The 17119-nt window shown below is 48.1% G+C and carries 17 protein-coding genes and 1 other RNA gene; 17 read left to right on the forward strand and 1 reads right to left on the reverse strand.

Annotated features, from left to right (window positions below):
• Positions 1-28 precede the first annotated feature (28 nt).
• The 14 genes from ybeY to rnpB all read left to right on the forward strand — a co-directional run bounded on the left by ybeY (position 29) and on the right by rnpB (position 13388).
• A complete protein-coding gene (gene ybeY, locus ABN764_RS17800; RefSeq protein WP_021256799.1) occupies positions 29-529 on the forward strand; it encodes an rRNA maturation RNase YbeY in 501 nt (166 codons plus the stop codon).
• Positions 529-915 (forward strand): diacylglycerol kinase family protein, encoded by a 387-nt coding sequence (locus ABN764_RS17805; protein ID WP_044355817.1) that lies wholly within the window; start codon positions 529-531, stop codon positions 913-915. Before ybeY ends, ABN764_RS17805 begins: the two co-directional genes overlap by 1 nt.
• An 84-nt stretch (positions 916-999) precedes the next feature.
• Positions 1000-1920, forward strand: coding sequence for a GTPase Era (gene era, locus ABN764_RS17810; RefSeq protein WP_370510413.1), 921 nt, complete (start codon positions 1000-1002; stop codon positions 1918-1920).
• A gap of 234 nt (positions 1921-2154) precedes the next feature.
• Positions 2155-2295: a YqzL family protein gene (locus ABN764_RS17815; protein ID WP_072728894.1), complete on the forward strand. Its 141-nt coding sequence runs from the start codon at positions 2155-2157 to the stop codon at positions 2293-2295.
• A gap of 36 nt (positions 2296-2331) precedes the next feature.
• Positions 2332-3096, forward strand: a complete 765-nt coding sequence (gene recO, locus ABN764_RS17820) for a DNA repair protein RecO (RefSeq protein WP_021256796.1) — start codon at positions 2332-2334, stop codon at positions 3094-3096.
• A gap of 302 nt (positions 3097-3398) precedes the next feature.
• Complete coding sequence (gene glyQ / locus ABN764_RS17825) at positions 3399-4286, forward strand: glycine--tRNA ligase subunit alpha (protein WP_021258134.1); 888 nt, start codon at positions 3399-3401, stop codon at positions 4284-4286.
• The gene (gene glyS / locus ABN764_RS17830; RefSeq protein WP_446672669.1) at positions 4279-6348 is read left to right on the forward strand and encodes a glycine--tRNA ligase subunit beta; all 2070 of its coding nucleotides are present in this window, start codon (positions 4279-4281) and stop codon (positions 6346-6348) included. Before glyQ ends, glyS begins: the two co-directional genes overlap by 8 nt.
• 244 nt (positions 6349-6592) lie before the next feature.
• Complete coding sequence (locus ABN764_RS17835) at positions 6593-7072, forward strand: YaiI/YqxD family protein (protein ID WP_028531288.1); 480 nt, start codon at positions 6593-6595, stop codon at positions 7070-7072.
• A gap of 38 nt (positions 7073-7110) precedes the next feature.
• On the forward strand, positions 7111-8958 hold the full coding sequence (dnaG, locus tag ABN764_RS17840; RefSeq protein ID WP_446672670.1) for a DNA primase: 1848 nt from the start codon (positions 7111-7113) through the stop codon (positions 8956-8958).
• 35 nt (positions 8959-8993) lie between these two features.
• The gene (gene rpoD / locus ABN764_RS17845; protein ID WP_021256791.1) at positions 8994-10124 is read left to right on the forward strand and encodes an RNA polymerase sigma factor RpoD; all 1131 of its coding nucleotides are present in this window, start codon (positions 8994-8996) and stop codon (positions 10122-10124) included.
• Positions 10125-10218: 94 nt separating this feature from the next.
• Positions 10219-11130 (forward strand): hypothetical protein, encoded by a 912-nt coding sequence (locus tag ABN764_RS17850; protein WP_174809289.1) that lies wholly within the window; start codon positions 10219-10221, stop codon positions 11128-11130.
• The gene (locus tag ABN764_RS17855) at positions 11078-11845 is read left to right on the forward strand and encodes a tRNA (adenine(22)-N(1))-methyltransferase (RefSeq protein ID WP_174809288.1); all 768 of its coding nucleotides are present in this window, start codon (positions 11078-11080) and stop codon (positions 11843-11845) included. Before ABN764_RS17850 ends, ABN764_RS17855 begins: the two co-directional genes overlap by 53 nt.
• Positions 11821-12936 (forward strand): Nif3-like dinuclear metal center hexameric protein, encoded by a 1116-nt coding sequence (locus tag ABN764_RS17860; protein ID WP_065290497.1) that lies wholly within the window; start codon positions 11821-11823, stop codon positions 12934-12936. Before ABN764_RS17855 ends, ABN764_RS17860 begins: the two co-directional genes overlap by 25 nt.
• Positions 12937-12990: 54 nt before the next feature.
• Positions 12991-13388, forward strand: an RNA gene (gene rnpB / locus ABN764_RS17865) — RNase P RNA component class A.
• Between the two features lie 98 nt (positions 13389-13486).
• Here rnpB and ABN764_RS17870 read toward each other — a convergent pair.
• Complete coding sequence (locus tag ABN764_RS17870) at positions 13487-15442, reverse strand: S8 family peptidase (protein WP_065290498.1); 1956 nt, start codon at positions 15440-15442, stop codon at positions 13487-13489.
• Between the two features lie 257 nt (positions 15443-15699).
• On the opposite strand from ABN764_RS17870, the gene ABN764_RS17875 reads away from it, so the two are divergent.
• The 3 genes from ABN764_RS17875 to ABN764_RS17885 all read left to right on the forward strand — a co-directional run bounded on the left by ABN764_RS17875 (position 15700) and on the right by ABN764_RS17885 (position 16933).
• Positions 15700-16200, forward strand: a complete 501-nt coding sequence (locus ABN764_RS17875; protein WP_028531285.1) for a DUF3907 family protein — start codon at positions 15700-15702, stop codon at positions 16198-16200.
• A 128-nt stretch (positions 16201-16328) separates the two neighbouring features.
• Complete coding sequence (locus tag ABN764_RS17880; protein WP_028531284.1) at positions 16329-16547, forward strand: DUF1540 domain-containing protein; 219 nt, start codon at positions 16329-16331, stop codon at positions 16545-16547.
• A gap of 29 nt (positions 16548-16576) precedes the next feature.
• Positions 16577-16933 (forward strand): hypothetical protein, encoded by a 357-nt coding sequence (locus ABN764_RS17885; protein WP_174809287.1) that lies wholly within the window; start codon positions 16577-16579, stop codon positions 16931-16933.
• The last annotated feature ends 186 nt before the right edge of the window (positions 16934-17119 follow it).

Genomic DNA, 17119 nt, shown 5'->3' on the forward strand with positions numbered 1-17119 from the left:
TTAAAACTGCAAGTAAGGAGCAACGAACATGTCGAGTATGAAGCTGGAATGGAATGACGATCAAGACATTTACCCGATAGATCCTTCCCTAATTGAGCTGCTGGAGCGTATCCTACAGGAAGCTGCGGCGATGGAGGGCATTCAAGAGGGAGAGGTCGCGTTAACGTTCGTTGATAATGAGCAAATTCATGAGTTAAATCGTGAATATCGAGGAATTGATCGTCCGACAGATGTATTGTCCTTTGCCTTGAACGAATCTGTTGAAGAGGAATTGGACATTCTATACGAAATTGAGGATGAGCAAGAATTGGATGAGATGAATGATCTGCTTGGCGATATCATCATCTCAACAGAACGTGCCAAGGAGCAGGCGGATGAATATGGTCACTCGTTGGAGCGTGAAATTGGATTCTTGTTTGTTCACGGCTTCCTGCACTTGCTCGGATATGATCATCAGGATGAGCCAAGTGAACAAATTATGATGGACAAGCAGGAAGCAGTGCTAGAGAAGGTAGGTTTGCGCCGCTAATGAAGCGTCCGTGGAGCGATACCTTTCGTGTTGCCTTCGCAGGAATAGCCTATGCAATACGAACGCAGCGCAATATGAGGGTACATGCAGCAATGAGTGTGTTGGCACTTCTATTAGGGGCTGTACTGCAAATATCGACTTCGGACTGGCTGTGGCTAGGACTTGCCATTACCATCGTAATCTCAGCTGAATTAATGAATACCGCAGTAGAATCTGTCGTCGATCTCGTGATGCCGAAGCCGCATCCATTGGCGAAGGTAGCCAAAGATACCGCCGCAGGAGCCGTGCTCGTGACGGCGGTATTCGCCGTTATAGTTGGCGTTGCTATCTTTTTCGAACCGGGAATGAAGCTGCTTGGTACGATTCTGCGCGTTATGCACGGATGAAGACATTCATACACGGCGCTATTGTCGTTATTGAACGGCAGAGCGCCGTGTATGCACATACAGAGAAGTTTTGGAGGGGAATTCATGTTTCATAATCAAGATCAAATGAATCGTAATACGTATAAATCGGGCTTCGTCGCGATTGTAGGTCGCCCAAATGTCGGCAAATCTACACTGATGAACCATGTGATCGGCCAGAAAATCGCCATTATGTCAGATAAGCCGCAAACGACACGCAACAAAATTCATGGCGTGTACACAACGGATCACTCGCAAATTGTATTTTTGGACACTCCCGGTATCCACAAGAGAAAGTCGAAGCTCGGCGATTATATGAACAATGTGGCACTGAACACCTTGAATGAGGTAGAGGCTGTTCTCTTCCTTGTCGATGTATCTGCTGGGCTTGGCGGCGGAGATAAATATGTGATTGAACAATTGAAAAAAGTCCGTACTCCTGTCATACTCGTCATGAACAAAATCGATCAGGTTCATCCAGAGGCTCTACCGCCGATGATTACAGAGTACAATGAGCTGCACGACTTCGCAGCGATTGTGCCGATCTCGGCGATAAATGGAAGCAATGTCAACCGACTGCTGGATGTGCTCGGAGGCTATTTGCCAGAAGGACCGCAGTACTATCCAGATGATCAAATTACGGATCATCCGGAGCAATTCGTCGTTGCAGAATTAATTCGCGAGAAGATATTGCACCTGACGCGAGAAGAAATTCCTCATTCCATTGCGGTAACGATCGAGGATATGCGTGTGCAGGAGAATGGCGTTGTATATATCTCGGCAGTTATTTTCGTGGAACGGGATTCACAAAAAGGAATTGTTATCGGCAAGCAGGGTGCCTTGTTGAAAGAAATTGGAAAGTTGGCGAGACAGGATATCGAAAACTTGCTCGGTTCCAAGACATTCATGGAGCTATGGGTGAAAGTCAAAAAAGATTGGCGAAATCAGGATCGAGTCTTGCGCGATCTTGGTTTTAGACACGAGTAAATCTAGCGAGGAACAGGCTGGTCTAAACCATACACTCCAATTTTTGCAATGGATATTCCCTTCTAAGCAGCACAACCTAAATGATGACGCATAGTCTTACTGGTCTGTATCCGAAGATATTGCATCGAACGTCCGCTTCAGGTACAGCAACTATAACTGCCACTATTGTTGCTTGCGGGCATCATAGGAGCATGTCATTGATTAAGGTTCTCTTAACGAAAGGGGATTGTAGCAATGCGTGATTTTTCATGGAATGTATTTGCGAAGACGGGGGATGTCGACGCTTACTTGCTATATAAGCAGGCAGGAATGACTGAAGAGCTTGAGGAGCACCCAACAGAGATTGCGCCAATCGTGGAGCAATCGACAGATTAATAATGATTATGCAGCGTCAATCATGGGAGGACGAGAGTGTTATATCGGGTTGAAGGAATTGTCATCCGCAGCATGGACTATGGGGAAGGCAATAAGATCATCACACTTTGTACGAAATCTCACGGCAAAGTCGGTGTTCTTGTTCGCGGCGCGAAAAAGGTTCGCAGCCGACATGCTGCGGCGACTCAGTTGTTCACTTATGGGGAGTACGTGTTCTTTCGTGGAATGGGGCATATTGGTACTCTTAATTCTTGTGAGATAGTAGAGGCGAATCATCAGCTTCGTGAGCAGCTCCATCTGGCAGCCTATGCGTCCTATGCGGCTGAATTAGTGGATAAGGCACTGCATGATGAAGAAGCTGGGGGGCCAATGTTTGATCAATTCCATGCCTACTTGCAAGCTATTGCCCAAGGCAAGGATGTACAGGTGACAACCCATCTCTTCGAGATGAAATTGTGGCAGCGAACTGGCGTAGCTCCTCAACTGCATGCATGCGTCGCTTGCGGTACAGAGGAGAGGCTTGCTGCTTTTAGTTGGCGGTTAGGTGGTGCGCTGTGTGCAAGCTGCAAGCCGAGGGAACATGCGAATTACGTCGCCAATCTGCAAATGCTTGCATTGCTTCAAAAATTCGAGATGACAGACTTGCATCGTCTGGGCAATATTACATTGAAGCCTGCAACTAAGCTGCAGCTTCGGGCTTGCATGCGTGGTTACATGGATACGCATGTTGGGGTACGTCTGAAATCATTGCAGTTCCTTGAGCAGATGGAGAAATATGATCTGGCGCAGCTTGACGAGTAATATCCATTTCGCTATAATAAATCAATAAATTGAGGTATACCTTGTGTTGAAGAAGAAAGTAGTTCGCCAGCGTTTGAATGCAGCGATTCAGGGGCAGTGGAAGCCTGAACGAACGAACGAATGAAATGGCACTTTGGAGCAAGGCTCATGTGAAAGTGGATCGGACTTTATTTCGATCAAGTAGGGTGGAACCGCGGGAATATAACTCTCGTCCCTACGTCTGGCATCAGGCGTAGAGGCGGGAGTTTTTTGCATTCTCCCATACGTCAATGCCGTCAATATGAGGCAAAGGAGTCCTGACTGTGAATTTTCAACAAATGATCTTGACGCTGCAGCAATTTTGGGCTGAGCAGAATTGCATCATCGTACAGCCGTATGATGTAGAGAAGGGTGCAGGGACGATGAACCCGATGACCTTCCTTCGTTCCATCGGGCCAGAACCATGGAATGTAGCTTATGTAGAGCCATCTCGTCGTCCAGCTGACGGCCGTTACGGGGAGAACCCGAACCGATTGTATCAGCATCACCAGTTCCAAGTTATTTTGAAGCCATCTCCAGACAATATTCAAGAATTGTATCTGGAGAGTTTGAACCGCCTGGGGATCGATCCGACAATCCACGATATTCGTTTTGTAGAGGATAACTGGGAATCGCCAACCTTGGGTGCATGGGGCCTAGGTTGGGAAGTATGGCTTGATGGTATGGAAATTACGCAGTTTACTTATTTCCAACAGGTGGGCGGTATCGATGCACATCCAGTGGCTGTAGAGATTACGTACGGCTTGGAGCGCCTTGCGTCCTATATTCAAGACAAAGAAAATGTGTTCGACTTGGAGTGGGTAGAAGGCGTAGCTTATGGCGACGTATTCCACCAGCCTGAATTCGAGCATTCGAAATATACATTCGAAGTAAGCGATACGGAGATGTTGTTTACGCTGTTCAATATGTATGAGAAAGAAGCAAATCGTGCGATGGATGCTCATTTGGTATTCCCAGCATATGATTATGTGCTGAAATGCTCCCATACATTCAACCTGCTTGACGCACGCGGCGCGATTAGCGTAACGGAGCGCACAGGGTACATTACACGCGTGCGCAATCTTGCGCGCCATGTGGCTGCGACTTACTATGAAGAACGTGAGAAGCTTGGCTTCCCACTCTTGAAGAAAGGAGAGGAACAAGATGCCTAGACATTTATTGCTCGAGCTTGGCTTAGAGGAAGTGCCTGCGCGTTTCATTCGCAGTGCGATGGACCAATTGAAGGAGCGTACGGAGCGCTGGATGACAGAGTCGCGCATTGCCTACGGAATGGTATCTGCGTATGCAACACCAAGACGTCTCGCAGTGCTCATTCAGGACGTTGCAGATAAGCAGACAGACGTTCATGAGGAAGTGAAGGGGCCAGCCAAGAAGATTGCTCACGATGCGAGCGGTGAGTGGTCGAAGGCAGCCCTTGGATTTGCACGCAGTCAAGGCGTAGATCCGTCGGAATTCTTCTTCAAAGAGTTGAACGGAGTCGAGTATATCTACGCGAATAAGAGCAGCCTTGGGACGAATACGGCGGATGTTCTTGTTGAGGGATTGACTTCTATTATTCATGCAATGACTTTCCCGAAAAACATGCGTTGGGGTGCGAAGGATATGCGCTTCGTTCGTCCGATTCGCTGGATCGTTGCTCTGCATGGCGAGGATGTTATCCCACTTGAAATTGCAGGCGTAAAAGCGGGCCGCACAACTCGTGGACATCGTTTCCTTGGTGATGAGGCGGTTATTGATGCGCCGCTTCAATACGTGGAGCGCCTTCGTGAACAGTCCGTCATCGTTGATGTGGCAGAACGCGAAGCAAATATTAAGAACCAAATTCAAGAGCTTGCGAAGAGCAAGGATTGGCATATTGCGATTAAGGAAGATTTGCTGGAAGAGGTACTGTTCTTGGTTGAAACCCCTACCGTATTGTTTGGTGGATTCGATGAAGCATTCTTGAACATTCCTCAAGAAGTGTTGATTACTTCGATGCGTGAGCATCAGCGTTACTTCCCTGTATTGAATGCAGAGGGACAGCTCCTTCCTTACTTCGTAACCGTGCGCAACGGTGACTCCAAGGGATTGGATATCGTTGCAAAAGGGAACGAGAAGGTGCTGCGTGCACGCCTGTCTGACGCGAAGTTCTTCTATGCAGAGGATCAGAAGCTGAAAATTATCGATTGCGTACACAAGCTAGATTCAATCGTGTTCCACGAGGAGCTAGGCTCGATCGGGGATAAGGTGCGCCGCATTCATGCAATTGCAGATGCATTGGCACTAGCGGTTCAGACGGATCGTGAGACAGCGCTGTGGGTAAGCCGTGCTGCGGATATTTGCAAGTTCGACCTTGTTACGCAAATGGTCTATGAATTCCCTGAATTGCAGGGGGTTATGGGTGAGGATTACGCTCGCAAGGCTGGGGAACCAGAGGCGGTAGCCCGTGCAATCAACGAGCATTACAAGCCTAGATTCGCTGGAGATCCAGCACCAGCTTCGCTTGTCGGTTCGATTATCAGTATGGCTGATAAGATGGATACGTTGACTGGCTGCTTCGGGATCGGCATAATCCCGACAGGGTCGCAGGATCCATATGGCTTGCGGAGACAGGCGACAGGTATTGTGCAAATTCTACTGGAACGCAATCTTCCACTTACTTTGCATACGATCTTCAACATTACGCTTGATGTATATGAACAAGCAGGATTGTTGAAACGTGAACGTGAGGAAGTTCGTAAAGAATTGTATGAATTCTTCGGCTTGCGGGTGAAGAATGTGTTGTCTGATTCCGTTCGATACGATGTTGTTGATGCGGTAATGGCTGCTGGCTATGACGATGTGAAGCTCACAGTAGCTCGTGGAGAAGCACTTATGCATGCTGTACAGGCAGATGAGTTTAAGCTGACGGTTGAATCGTTCAACCGTGTAGGTAATCTGGCTGCTAAAGCAGACAGCAAGGAGATACGTTCTGAGCTGTTCGAGCAGGATGCAGAACGCAATCTTCATGAGAGCTGGCTGCGTGTGCATGAAGCTTATGAAGCAGCTTATAGCAATCCATCAGAGGCACTGAGCGTATTGTCCCAGCTGAAGGATGAAGTCCATTCGTTCTTCGAACAAGTGATGGTTATGGCTGAGGATCAAGCGGTGCGGGTGAACCGCTTGGCTTTGCTTGCGAATATTGCAAATGACATTCAGCGCTTCGCAGATTTCTCCAAGCTTGTCTGGGCGTAATAAGCAACAATGAGATTTATCGTCTATGGCCAGTAAGGAGCAGTAAATGGATGGAACATGAAGAAGGGATTCTTCGGATTCTCTTCGACATGTTCCATCCTTATTTTCATCGATTCGACAAAATCTGAGTTAATGTAGAGGAAATCCGGATTTCGAAGCAGGAATTTTAAACGATACAGCGTATATAATATAAACGGTGAAACGATTAATGAAAGTTCCGACGCTTTACGAAAATGGTGAGAACATGTCTTCTAAACTTCGAATCGTAGTAGACGCCGATGCTTGTCCTGTAAAAAACGAAATCGTTGCCGCAGCCATTGAGATGGGTGCAGGGGTTATTTTTGTAGCTTCTTATGCTGCATTTGCTCCAGACTGGCAGCTCATGAATCTTGATATTCATACTGTTTTTGTGGATCAAGCGTTTCAAGCGGCGGATATTTATATTGCCAACACAGCGCGGTCAGGGGACGTAGTGGTTACAGGCGACTACGGGTTGGCCGCGCTCTGTTTGCCAAGAGGTGCATCCGTACTTACGCCTAGAGGCAGCGAGCTAACCGGCGATAATGTAGATGAGTACCTGACAAGGCGGCATATCTCAAGCAAAGCGAGAAGAGCAGGTTTACGAACGAAAGGTCCGCGAGCGATGAGTGAAGAGGATCGCGAAATTTTCCAACATAAACTGACAAAACTTTTGCTTCGTGAGCAGGAGAAAATGCGCCCATAGCGAATTAGTAATACGTGTTCAGATGAAGGTGAATGACGATGAACGGATATGGACTTATTCCTGACGAAGTTCGCGATGAAGTATTGAAGCGCAACGATATCGTCGATATTGTTGGACAATACGTCCACTTATCGAAGAACGGTAAATATTTGAAGGGGCTGTGCCCTTTTCATTCAGAGAAGACACCATCGTTCACGGTCACGCCGGAGAAGCAAATTTTCCATTGCTACGGTTGCGGGAAGAGCGGCACAGCCATTCAATTTGTGATGGGTCTTGAAGGATATTCCTATCCTGAAGCGATTACCCATCTGGCTGAGTTGGCAGGCATTCCTATAACATGGGGAAGCGGCGACTCGTATGCTGAACGCAATCCGCGGAATGAAGCGAAGGATCGGCTGATTGAAGCACATGAACTGACTGCGAAGATGTATCATTACATATTAATGAATACAACGGAAGGGCAGGAAGCGCTTCGCTATTTGCGTGAACGCGGCATTAATGACAAGCTCATCGAACAGTTTCAGATTGGATACGCACCGCCGAATTGGGATATGATCGTGAAGTTTCTAACGAAACGGCAGTTCGACCTAGCTCTGGTAGAGAAGGGCGGTATCGTATCGGCTAGAACGAATGGTGAAGGGCATGTCGATCGTTTCCGTAACCGGGTCATGTTCCCGATATGGGATCGCCGGGGACGCATTGTTGGATTTGCAGGAAGGGTACTGGACGGAAGTCAGCCCAAATACTTGAACTCACCCGAGACCATGCTATTCAACAAATCGAAGCTGCTGTACAATGTGCATCAAGCAAGACCACACATTAAGCGCAGCGGAGAAATTGTTCTTTTTGAAGGTTTTGCAGACGTTATTCAAGCTTGGGAAGCCCAAGTGATGAATGGCGTTGCAACAATGGGAACTGCGTTAACCTCTGAGCATGTCCAGTTGCTGAAGCAGCTCGGAGACAGTGTTACGTTATGTTATGACGGCGATGATGCTGGACAAGCAGCCGCCATGAAATCGATTGACCTATTAGAGGGAAGCGGCCTGCATGTTGCTGTCGCCATGCTTCCTGATCGGATGGATCCTGATGAATTTATTAAGGCACATGGAGCTGAGCGGTTCAGGCACGCGATCATCGCGTCAGCTGTTACGCCAACCAAATTCAAGCTTATATCTTTACGCCGAAATCATATACTGCTAGAAGATGATGGCAAACGGCGCTTCAAAGATGCGGCGTTGCGTGTTGTGGCGAAGGTTGAATCTCCTGTCGAACGGGAAATGCATTTGAAGGAGCTCGCTTCACTGCTTGAATTATCAGGGGATTCAGCGATTGCTTCTTTGAAGCAAGAATGCGCGAATATCCGTCAAAAACTGCAAAAAAACAACCAAAACGGGGATAATCAAGACAATTGGTGGAATAATGTTAGGAATGATAAACAAGTTATCTCCCCGCCCGTGTTGCGTCCAGCATACGTCTATGCAGAACGCAGTCTGCTGGCACTAATGTTCCAAGATATCGAAGTGTCCAACTATGTGGAGCGGAATCTTGGTGAGCAATTCAATGTAGATGATCATGCGGCACTTGCCGCTTATCTATATGCTTATTACGCGCAAGGCAAAGAGCCTGATTTCAGTTGTTATTTGGCGACATTGCAAGATGACCGATTAGAGAAAACGGCTGCATCCATATCGATGGCTGAAGTTCCATTGCGAAATGACACCGCCTTATTAGATGATTACATCGGTCAGATCTTGAAAGTGCCTAGACATCGTGAAATTGAGCGTAAAAAGGAAGAAATGGTGCAGGCGGAGCGTTCTGGAGACATCTTGCGTGCCGCGCAAATTGCACAAGATATTATAGCCCTAGAGCAACAACTGAAGCGGTAGGAAGCAGAAGTTTCTAGGGAGGAGGGAGTCGGAAAATGGCGAATGATCAACATACTGGACTAGATGCCGAAGCAGCGTTGGAACATGTGAAGGATCAATTGATTGAGCTCGGTAAAAAGCGCGGCTCGCTCAGCTATAAAGATATTACTGAAAAATTATCGACGTTCGATCAAGACCCTGAGCAGATGGATGAGTTTTATGAACAGCTGTCTGATTTGGGCATTGAAGTGGTAAATGAAACGGAAGATGGAATGGGCAATCGCAATAATGGTGATCGGGAGAATGGGGATAACGAAGATTTCCATTTCGATGATGACTTATCGCTGCCACCGGGAATTAAGATTAATGACCCGGTTCGGATGTACTTAAAAGAGATCGGCCGTGTTCCACTCTTGTCAGCAGAAGAAGAGATCGAACTTGCGAAGCGAATTGAGCAGGAGGACGAAGAAGCGAAGAAACGCTTGACGGAAGCGAACTTGCGCCTCGTAGTCAGCATTGCGAAGCGTTATGTTGGACGCGGAATGCTGTTCCTCGATTTGATTCAAGAAGGAAATATGGGACTGATTAAGGCTGTTGAGAAATTCGACTACAGCAAAGGATACAAGTTCAGTACGTATGCAACATGGTGGATTCGCCAAGCGATTACAAGAGCGATTGCCGACCAAGCGCGTACAATCCGTATCCCTGTTCATATGGTAGAAACGATCAATAAGCTTGTCCGTGTATCCCGTCAATTGCTTCAAGAACTTGGACGCGAACCAACTCCAGAAGAAATTGCAGCAGAGATGGAACTTAGTGTTGAGAAAGTACGCGAGATCATGAAGATTGCTCAGGAACCGGTATCGCTTGAGACACCAATTGGTGAAGAAGACGATTCTCACTTGGGAGACTTCATTGAGGATCAAGAAGCATTGGCACCTGCTGATGCGGCAGCATATGAGCTGTTGAAGGAGCAGTTGGAGGATGTCCTTGACACATTGACAGAACGTGAAGAAAATGTGCTTCGTTTGCGCTTTGGTCTCGATGACGGCCGTACTCGCACCTTGGAAGAGGTAGGCAAGGTATTCGGTGTCACACGCGAACGGATTCGCCAAATTGAAGCGAAAGCACTTCGTAAATTGCGTCATCCGAGCCGCAGCAAGCGACTTAAAGATTTTCTTGAATAGTGGCTAACGACGAGACCTTCTTGCGCGCAGTATGCGTGGGGAAGGTCTTTTGTCGCCATGTAAGGCATTCCCACACAGGAGCGTGACAAGCCTCATGGATCAGAAGCAGCGCCAATGGATGTCGCAGGAAATTGCACGTTGGAGACATAATCGATTATTGCCGGAACGCTATTGCGAATTCCTTGCTCAATTGTACCAACTGCCAGAATCAAAAGAAGCAGCTGAGCCGTCTGTGGTATCTAACAGACGCTTCGCGGAATGGCTGGCCGATCTTCCTGCCGCCAAATGGCTGGCGTTATTTATCATTTCTGGTTTGTTCTGTACTGCTGGATTTCATTTTACCGCTTTTGACATTCCAATGCAAATTGGGGCTGTCGCCTTATTTGCCCTTATTAACTATGGGCTTGCCGTCTTCAATTCAAAGTATGCGGCAAAGAAAAGTAAAGTGCAAATCGCGGTATTTATAAGTCTCGGCAACGCTGTAAGCATGCTTGGCGCGCTTGCCATTCTCATGCTGCATCAATGGCTTTCTTGGTATGGCGTGGCGCTGTGGCTGATTGGAGCAGGGCTCTTATGGATCATAACAGGATTGCTACTGCGGCGCGGCGGAATGCAGGGGTTCGGTTGGCTCCTGCTGGCGATCGCCTATGCGGTAATTCTCTATTCAATGGGGGGAGAACTTACGCTCATTGAGACGCAGTGGTTGTGGCTTCCAGAGAGCTTATTATTCATCTGGATGGCTTGGGTGATGCACAGTGTTCTTCCTTCAGCTTCAGCAGGGCTGCTGATAGCTTCCCTGATTGCTTGGCATATGCCTGAGGCCGCTTGGCTTGGCAGGGTCATCGTACTGAAGCTTAATGCTGGTGGCGAGGTTCTGCTATTTATGCTAATGAAGCTTTTTATTACGTTTTACATGGGATATTACTTTAGACAACAGTGGGTGAAATGGATTCGTGAACATCAAACTGTCCAAACGACTACAATGGATTGCGGATTGGGTGCCTGAAGGCAGCAAACTTGCAGATATCGGTTCTGACCATGCGCTGCTGCCATCTTATTTGGCAAAGCAAGGCATTATTTCTTATGGCGTCGCAGGTGAAGTGAATCAAGGTCCGTATGAAGCAGCTAGACGCCAAGTGCTCGGATCTCGCTTGGAGAATATTGTACAGGTCCGGCTTGGTGATGGGCTTGCCGTATTGGAGCCTAATGAGGTGGACTGCATTTCTATCGCTGGAATGGGGGGGAGCCTCATTGTCAGTATTTTATCAGCTCAACCTGAGAAGCTTGAGGGGGTCAAGCGACTCATCCTCCAGCCGAATGTGGGCGAGGATACCGTTCGTCGCTGGCTTCGCAAGGAAGGCTGGGCACTGCTTAAGGAGCATATTTTAGAGGAAGACGGCAAAATTTATGAGGTTCTGCTTGCAGAGCGCCAGTTCGAATCAGCAGAGACACATAACGCTCGTCTGTACGAGACTCGGCCTTTATTATGTGGGAAGACGCTGTCAGAGGAGTGGCTGCTGCAATTCGGCCCACTGCTGTCGCAAGCTCCTACAGATGTATTCTTTGAGAAATGGAAGCGTGAAGTAGCGAAGCGGGAGCGTGTACTGCGTACGATGGAACAGGCCGAGAGTGAAGAGGCGAAGCAGCGTCGAGAAGTATTCGTTCAGAACAAAGCGGAACTGGAGGCGATTATTGAATGTTTGCGAAAGGGTCAACAATAATTCAGTGGATGGAGCAGCTGGCGCCTAAGTCATTGGCTGTACCAGATGATCGAATTGGGCTTCAACTAGGTTCGCTAAATAAGGAAGTAGCGAAAGTACTCGTTGCACTCGATGTGAATGAAGAGGTCGTGGAGGAAGCTATCGCTCAGCAAGCGAACCTCATTATCGCTCACCATGCAATCATTTTCCGACCTTTGAAGCATTTACAGACAGATACCCCTGCCGGCCGATTATATGAGAAGCTCATCAAGCATGACATCTCGGTATACATCTCACACACGAATTACGATGTGGCAGTAGGGGGCATGAATGATTTGATGGCGGAACGCCTCCAGCTTACGAATGTCCGTGTCCTCGAAACGCTGCAGCAGGAGCAGATGCACAAGCTGGTTGTATTTGTACCGCAGACGCATGCAGATGAAGTCCGTGCTGCAATATTGGATGCCGGGGCTGGGCACATCGGGAACTACAGCCATTGCAGCTTCAATAGTGAAGGCTTCGGCACGTTCAAGCCTGGCGACGGCACGAATCCGCATATCGGACAAGCGGGCAAGCTGGAGAATGTACCAGAAGTACGAATTGAGACAATTATTCCGAAGTCGGTTCGAAGCCGTGTGCTGCAAGCGATGTTTAAGGCGCATCCATACGAGGAAGTCGCTTATGATCTCTACCCTGTAGATATTCAAGGAACAGAGTATGGCTTGGGCCGAGTAGGCAAGCTGACTGAAGCTGTAACTCTTCATCAATTGTCAGAGCAGGTGAAGAGCAGCTTCGAGGTATCGAATGTACGCGTGGTCGGCAATCTGGATCGTTCTGTGCGCAAGGTTGCTGTCCTCGGCGGTTCAGGCGCCCGATATATCCATCATGCGATATTCCACGGAGCGGATGTGCTCGTCACGGGAGATGTGGATTACCACACTGCCCACGATGCACTCGCTGCAGGTCTTGCAATAATTGATCCGGGCCATAATGCAGAGAAGATGATGAAGCAGGATGTCGCAGGACGCCTGCAGCAGGTGGCATCTGACAAGGGAGTATCGACGCAATTCGTAGCTTCTTCCACAAATACCGAGCCATTTCAGTTTTTGTAAAAGTTGACGGTTGAGTTTCTTGCGCGAAACTTGTATACTAACGAATGTTGACGGAAAGTTTGACAGACAATCGCTGGTGACTTGGTCACGAGAGGAAAGTCCGGGCTCCATAGGGCAGGGTGCTGGATAATGTCCAGTCAGCGCGAGCTGAAGGATAGTGCCACAGAAATGGACCGCCGATGGCTGCTTCGGCAGCACAGGCAAGGGTGGAACCGTGGTGTAAGAGACCACGAGGAGCGTTGGTGACTTCGTTCCTGGTAAACCCCATCTGGAGCAAGACCTAATGAGATGCATGCCCGCAAGGGCAGCCTTAGCCCGAGGTGCGTCTGGGTTGGTCGCTTGAACCGTGCAGCAATGTACGGTCTAGATAGATGATTGTCACTTTGTAGTGGAAGGGTAGCTCCCGTAATACCACGATCAGTACAGAACCCGGCTTACGGCAAACTTTCCGGAGCTACAACACTTATTGTTCGAAGCCTATAAGATAACCCCCGCACACAAGCTGTGCGGGGGTTTTTGGTTTATGTCCCATCCCACGGCAATAAGTCGTTTACGGCTGGGAAGCGGGGATTATTGAAGATGGCGTAGATGGACGCTTCACATATTGAGCAATCGTGCGCTTGATTTCGCGTGCAATATTTTGCGGAAGCAGCGACAATGATGTTGTTCCTTGCTCTGCAAGGCTTAGGGCCTGTGCGACATCAATTTCACCATAGCCATAATACATATCTTTACCCGGTGTTCCTAAGTCGACTACACTCTGCCGCATAATATCGTACACCTCCGTATTCTTTAACGAAGGATTCACGGAGCGAATAAGTGCAGCCAATGCGGATACATGCGGGCAAGCCATTGAAGTGCCTGACAATGCCGCATATTGATTGTTCGGATACGTGCTTGCAATCGACGTGCCGGGCGCCACAACATCTACGTAGTTGCCGTAGTTGGAGAAGGAAGCGCGCTTCTGATTCGCATCCGTAGCGGATACGGCAAATACTTCTGGATAAGCAGCAGGGTATCCAGGACGCCGGGTATTGTCATTGCCCGTTGCAGCGATCAGCACGACATCGCGATCATAGGCATACTTGACTGCATCATGCAGAAATGCGCCATCGACATAGTTGCCTAAGCTCATGTTGATGACCTTGGCTCCATTGTCAGTCGCCCAAATAATTCCTTCCGCAACAGAGTACGATGTACCTGATCCGTTATTGTCAAGCGCTTTGACTGGAAGAATCGGATTGTACCATGTAATCCCGGCAATGCCTTCACCATTATTGACAGTAGCGCCAATAATGCCGGCTACATGAGTACCATGTCCGACTTCATCTTTTGGAGGCTGGTTTTTATCAAAGACGTTATAACCCTTCAGCAGCTTGCCTTGCAAATCACGATGATTGGAATCGACGCCGGTATCGACAACCGCCACAATGACATCTTTGGCCCCTTTGCTCGTCATCCATCCTCGGTTCGTATGGATATTCGGCAAATTCCATTGATAAGCCTTGTACAACGCATCATTTGGCTCCTCAGCAGCATCCCCTTGTGTCGGTTCATTCAATGTCTTGGGGCGAGCTTGAGAAGAAGGAGTCGATGGAACTGGTGAGGGCTTCTCATTTGTCATATATAGAAAATGAGGCTCACTGTATATCGGATTGAATTGTTTGAAATAAGAAGTTAATTGCTTAACACTCATCTTATGAGAACGAAACACATACGTGTAACCGAGCTTGCGCGGGTGTGCGCACCCAGTATCCCGCATCATACGCTGCAATTGAATGGAGTCGGGGTCAGAACGGAAGCGCACGACGATTTCATTCTCATAATAATGGCTTGTGCCGGCGTTATCTTCTCCGTCTTGAACCTTTACATCCCGCATCGAGTTGGAATCGACAGACTTGACACGGTACTTGGATTCAGGCGGGTAAGGTACAAGTCGAAGATTTTTTTGCTGATGCTTGCGTACGGTCTGGATGACATCTTGATTCACGATTGCGACAATCCCCTGCTGCGATTGGGGAGAGGCAATGCCAATGACCATATGGCTTTTCCCATTCACTAACACTTCAGGAGAGGAATATGACTGCTGCTTCGTTACGTTCATGGTAGCAGTCCGAACATAACTCTCGAGCTGCTTGTTGGCGTCCCAGCGCTCATCCTTCGGTACATTTCCTTTCTCCCAAGCGGTTGAACCACCTTCGACCCATTTCATGTACACGAAGTGGGGATGGGATTTCATAAATTGCTGAACGGTATCCTGCTTCTGGGCATGAGTCTTGGCTCCCCAATTGGCAAGCGCATCTTCCAGATCACGTCTGGAATCAATGGCGAACATCCGGCTTGTGCGTGTAACGTCCTGATTCAGGATTTGTTTTTTCATGCTCTCTTCGTGTGCGGCTGTCGTCATGCCCCTTGGCTCGGGATGGCGATCTGGAGCCCACAATAGCGGAATCGTAAGTACGGCTGCACAGAGAGCAACTATTCCAACCACATATCGTCGCTGCATACAACTTCCTCCTCTAGCGTTCCTTCCTAATTGTCCTGTCTTTTGATATCAAGCGCCTCTCGGCTGCAGATATCGTATCGTGAACAGACCTGTTTATAGGTTGAGAATTGGTACACGAATTTATTCGGGACGCGGCGGAAAATGATACCCATCATGATCGGATTGTGGTAGGATGAAGGGGAAATGAAAATGATTCCAAATCGGATGCCCGAAGAGTTGAAATTCCAAATGGACGAATGGGGTAAGGGGGAGCTTTCATGCCAGCATCCAATGTGAAGCAGCAATGCGAAGTTTCGAAGGACAAACTTAAGGAAGCGATTGATAAGCTTGAGCAATTTTTAAATGAGTATTCGCTAACTGCTCTTGTTCAAGGGAATGAGGAAGACGAGACTGTTAGTTTCTATAAAGGATTCCTGACGGATATTCGGCATTTGCTCGTATTCACGGAGCAGAGCTATGAACGGCTGGGTGTTGCGTTAAGAAGAGCAACCTTTGATACGGCATTTGGCGAGCGCTGCTTGTACGAAGTGTATCATCATTGTGTGAATGCCTTCTTCTACCCGAAGAATGAGTGTTATTCAGAGGATGGTCGATACGCGTATACGGGTCAAGACGCAATTCGTTTCCGGAAGAAGCCTGTTCGAGCAGCGAGGGATATTGTTCTGTCGGTTGTGAAGCTGTTCGAAGATCTCCGCGATGAGCTGGCCTATTATGAGAGTGACTATTTAACGCAGCGTCGTATGCAAGGCTCGAAATAAGGAATTCCAAATATATCAATTACGAAGACGTTCCGTTTATGCCACGGAGCGTCTTTTTCGTTAGATCATGGCAGGAAGAGAGCAGGATATGACATCACGGACTAGGACATGCTGATAACACGGAGGTGATGGATGTGAGTGAAAAACCTGTAGTTCGCTGCAGCGTATCCAACTGTAAATTTTGGGGGGATTTTCGCTGTCAAGCTTCTGAAATTATGATTGATATTGATGCACATGCTAATGTAAAGGCCAATTCAGAGTTCGCGGACGAATCGTTCCGAGGCGATCATAAGGATACAGCCTCTAAGTCCTCTTCAACATGCTGTCAGACGTTTGTGCCCAAATGATCTTGAACGGAAGCTAGGAGTGAGGTGTGATGTCAGGTCACAAAGCACGCAATTCACGCCGTTTGAAGCGGCACCGGGTTAGAAGTCATACCGCGAGAAATCGAGAACAGCAGCAGGATGTAGAATTTGGGCAAGAAGCGGGAACTCTCTCAGACACGCTTCGCATTGCAACACAGCATTCGAAGATCAATCATTGGTCGGGTATTGGCATGCTGGCCGTTATTTTCTCGATTATCGCCTTCTTTCTATTTCCAATTCCGATGGGGATTGGAGCCGCCGCGTTAGGTGTTCTTGCCTACTTGCAGGGAAGTCGTTCATCTGGAATCTTTGCGACCGTTGCTGGGTTATTAGCCGTCCTTGTCCAATTCATAACGATGTCATCATAAGTGAGTATTCAAGCTTGAACCGGTAAGTTGCCCCGGATCAGGCTTTTTCTATATGGGGAGCAAGGGAGCATTAGCTGCATGAAGGATCGATAAGAACATGGGATTAGGGATGGTGCTTTTATGTTGAAACGTGTAAAATAAGTAACATCTTATTTCGTACATGAGATCAACAACGGTGAGGAGCCG

The organism is Paenibacillus wuxiensis (genome assembly GCF_040195695.1).
GTDB classification, from domain to species: domain Bacteria; phylum Bacillota; class Bacilli; order Paenibacillales; family Paenibacillaceae; genus Paenibacillus_B; species Paenibacillus_B suaedae.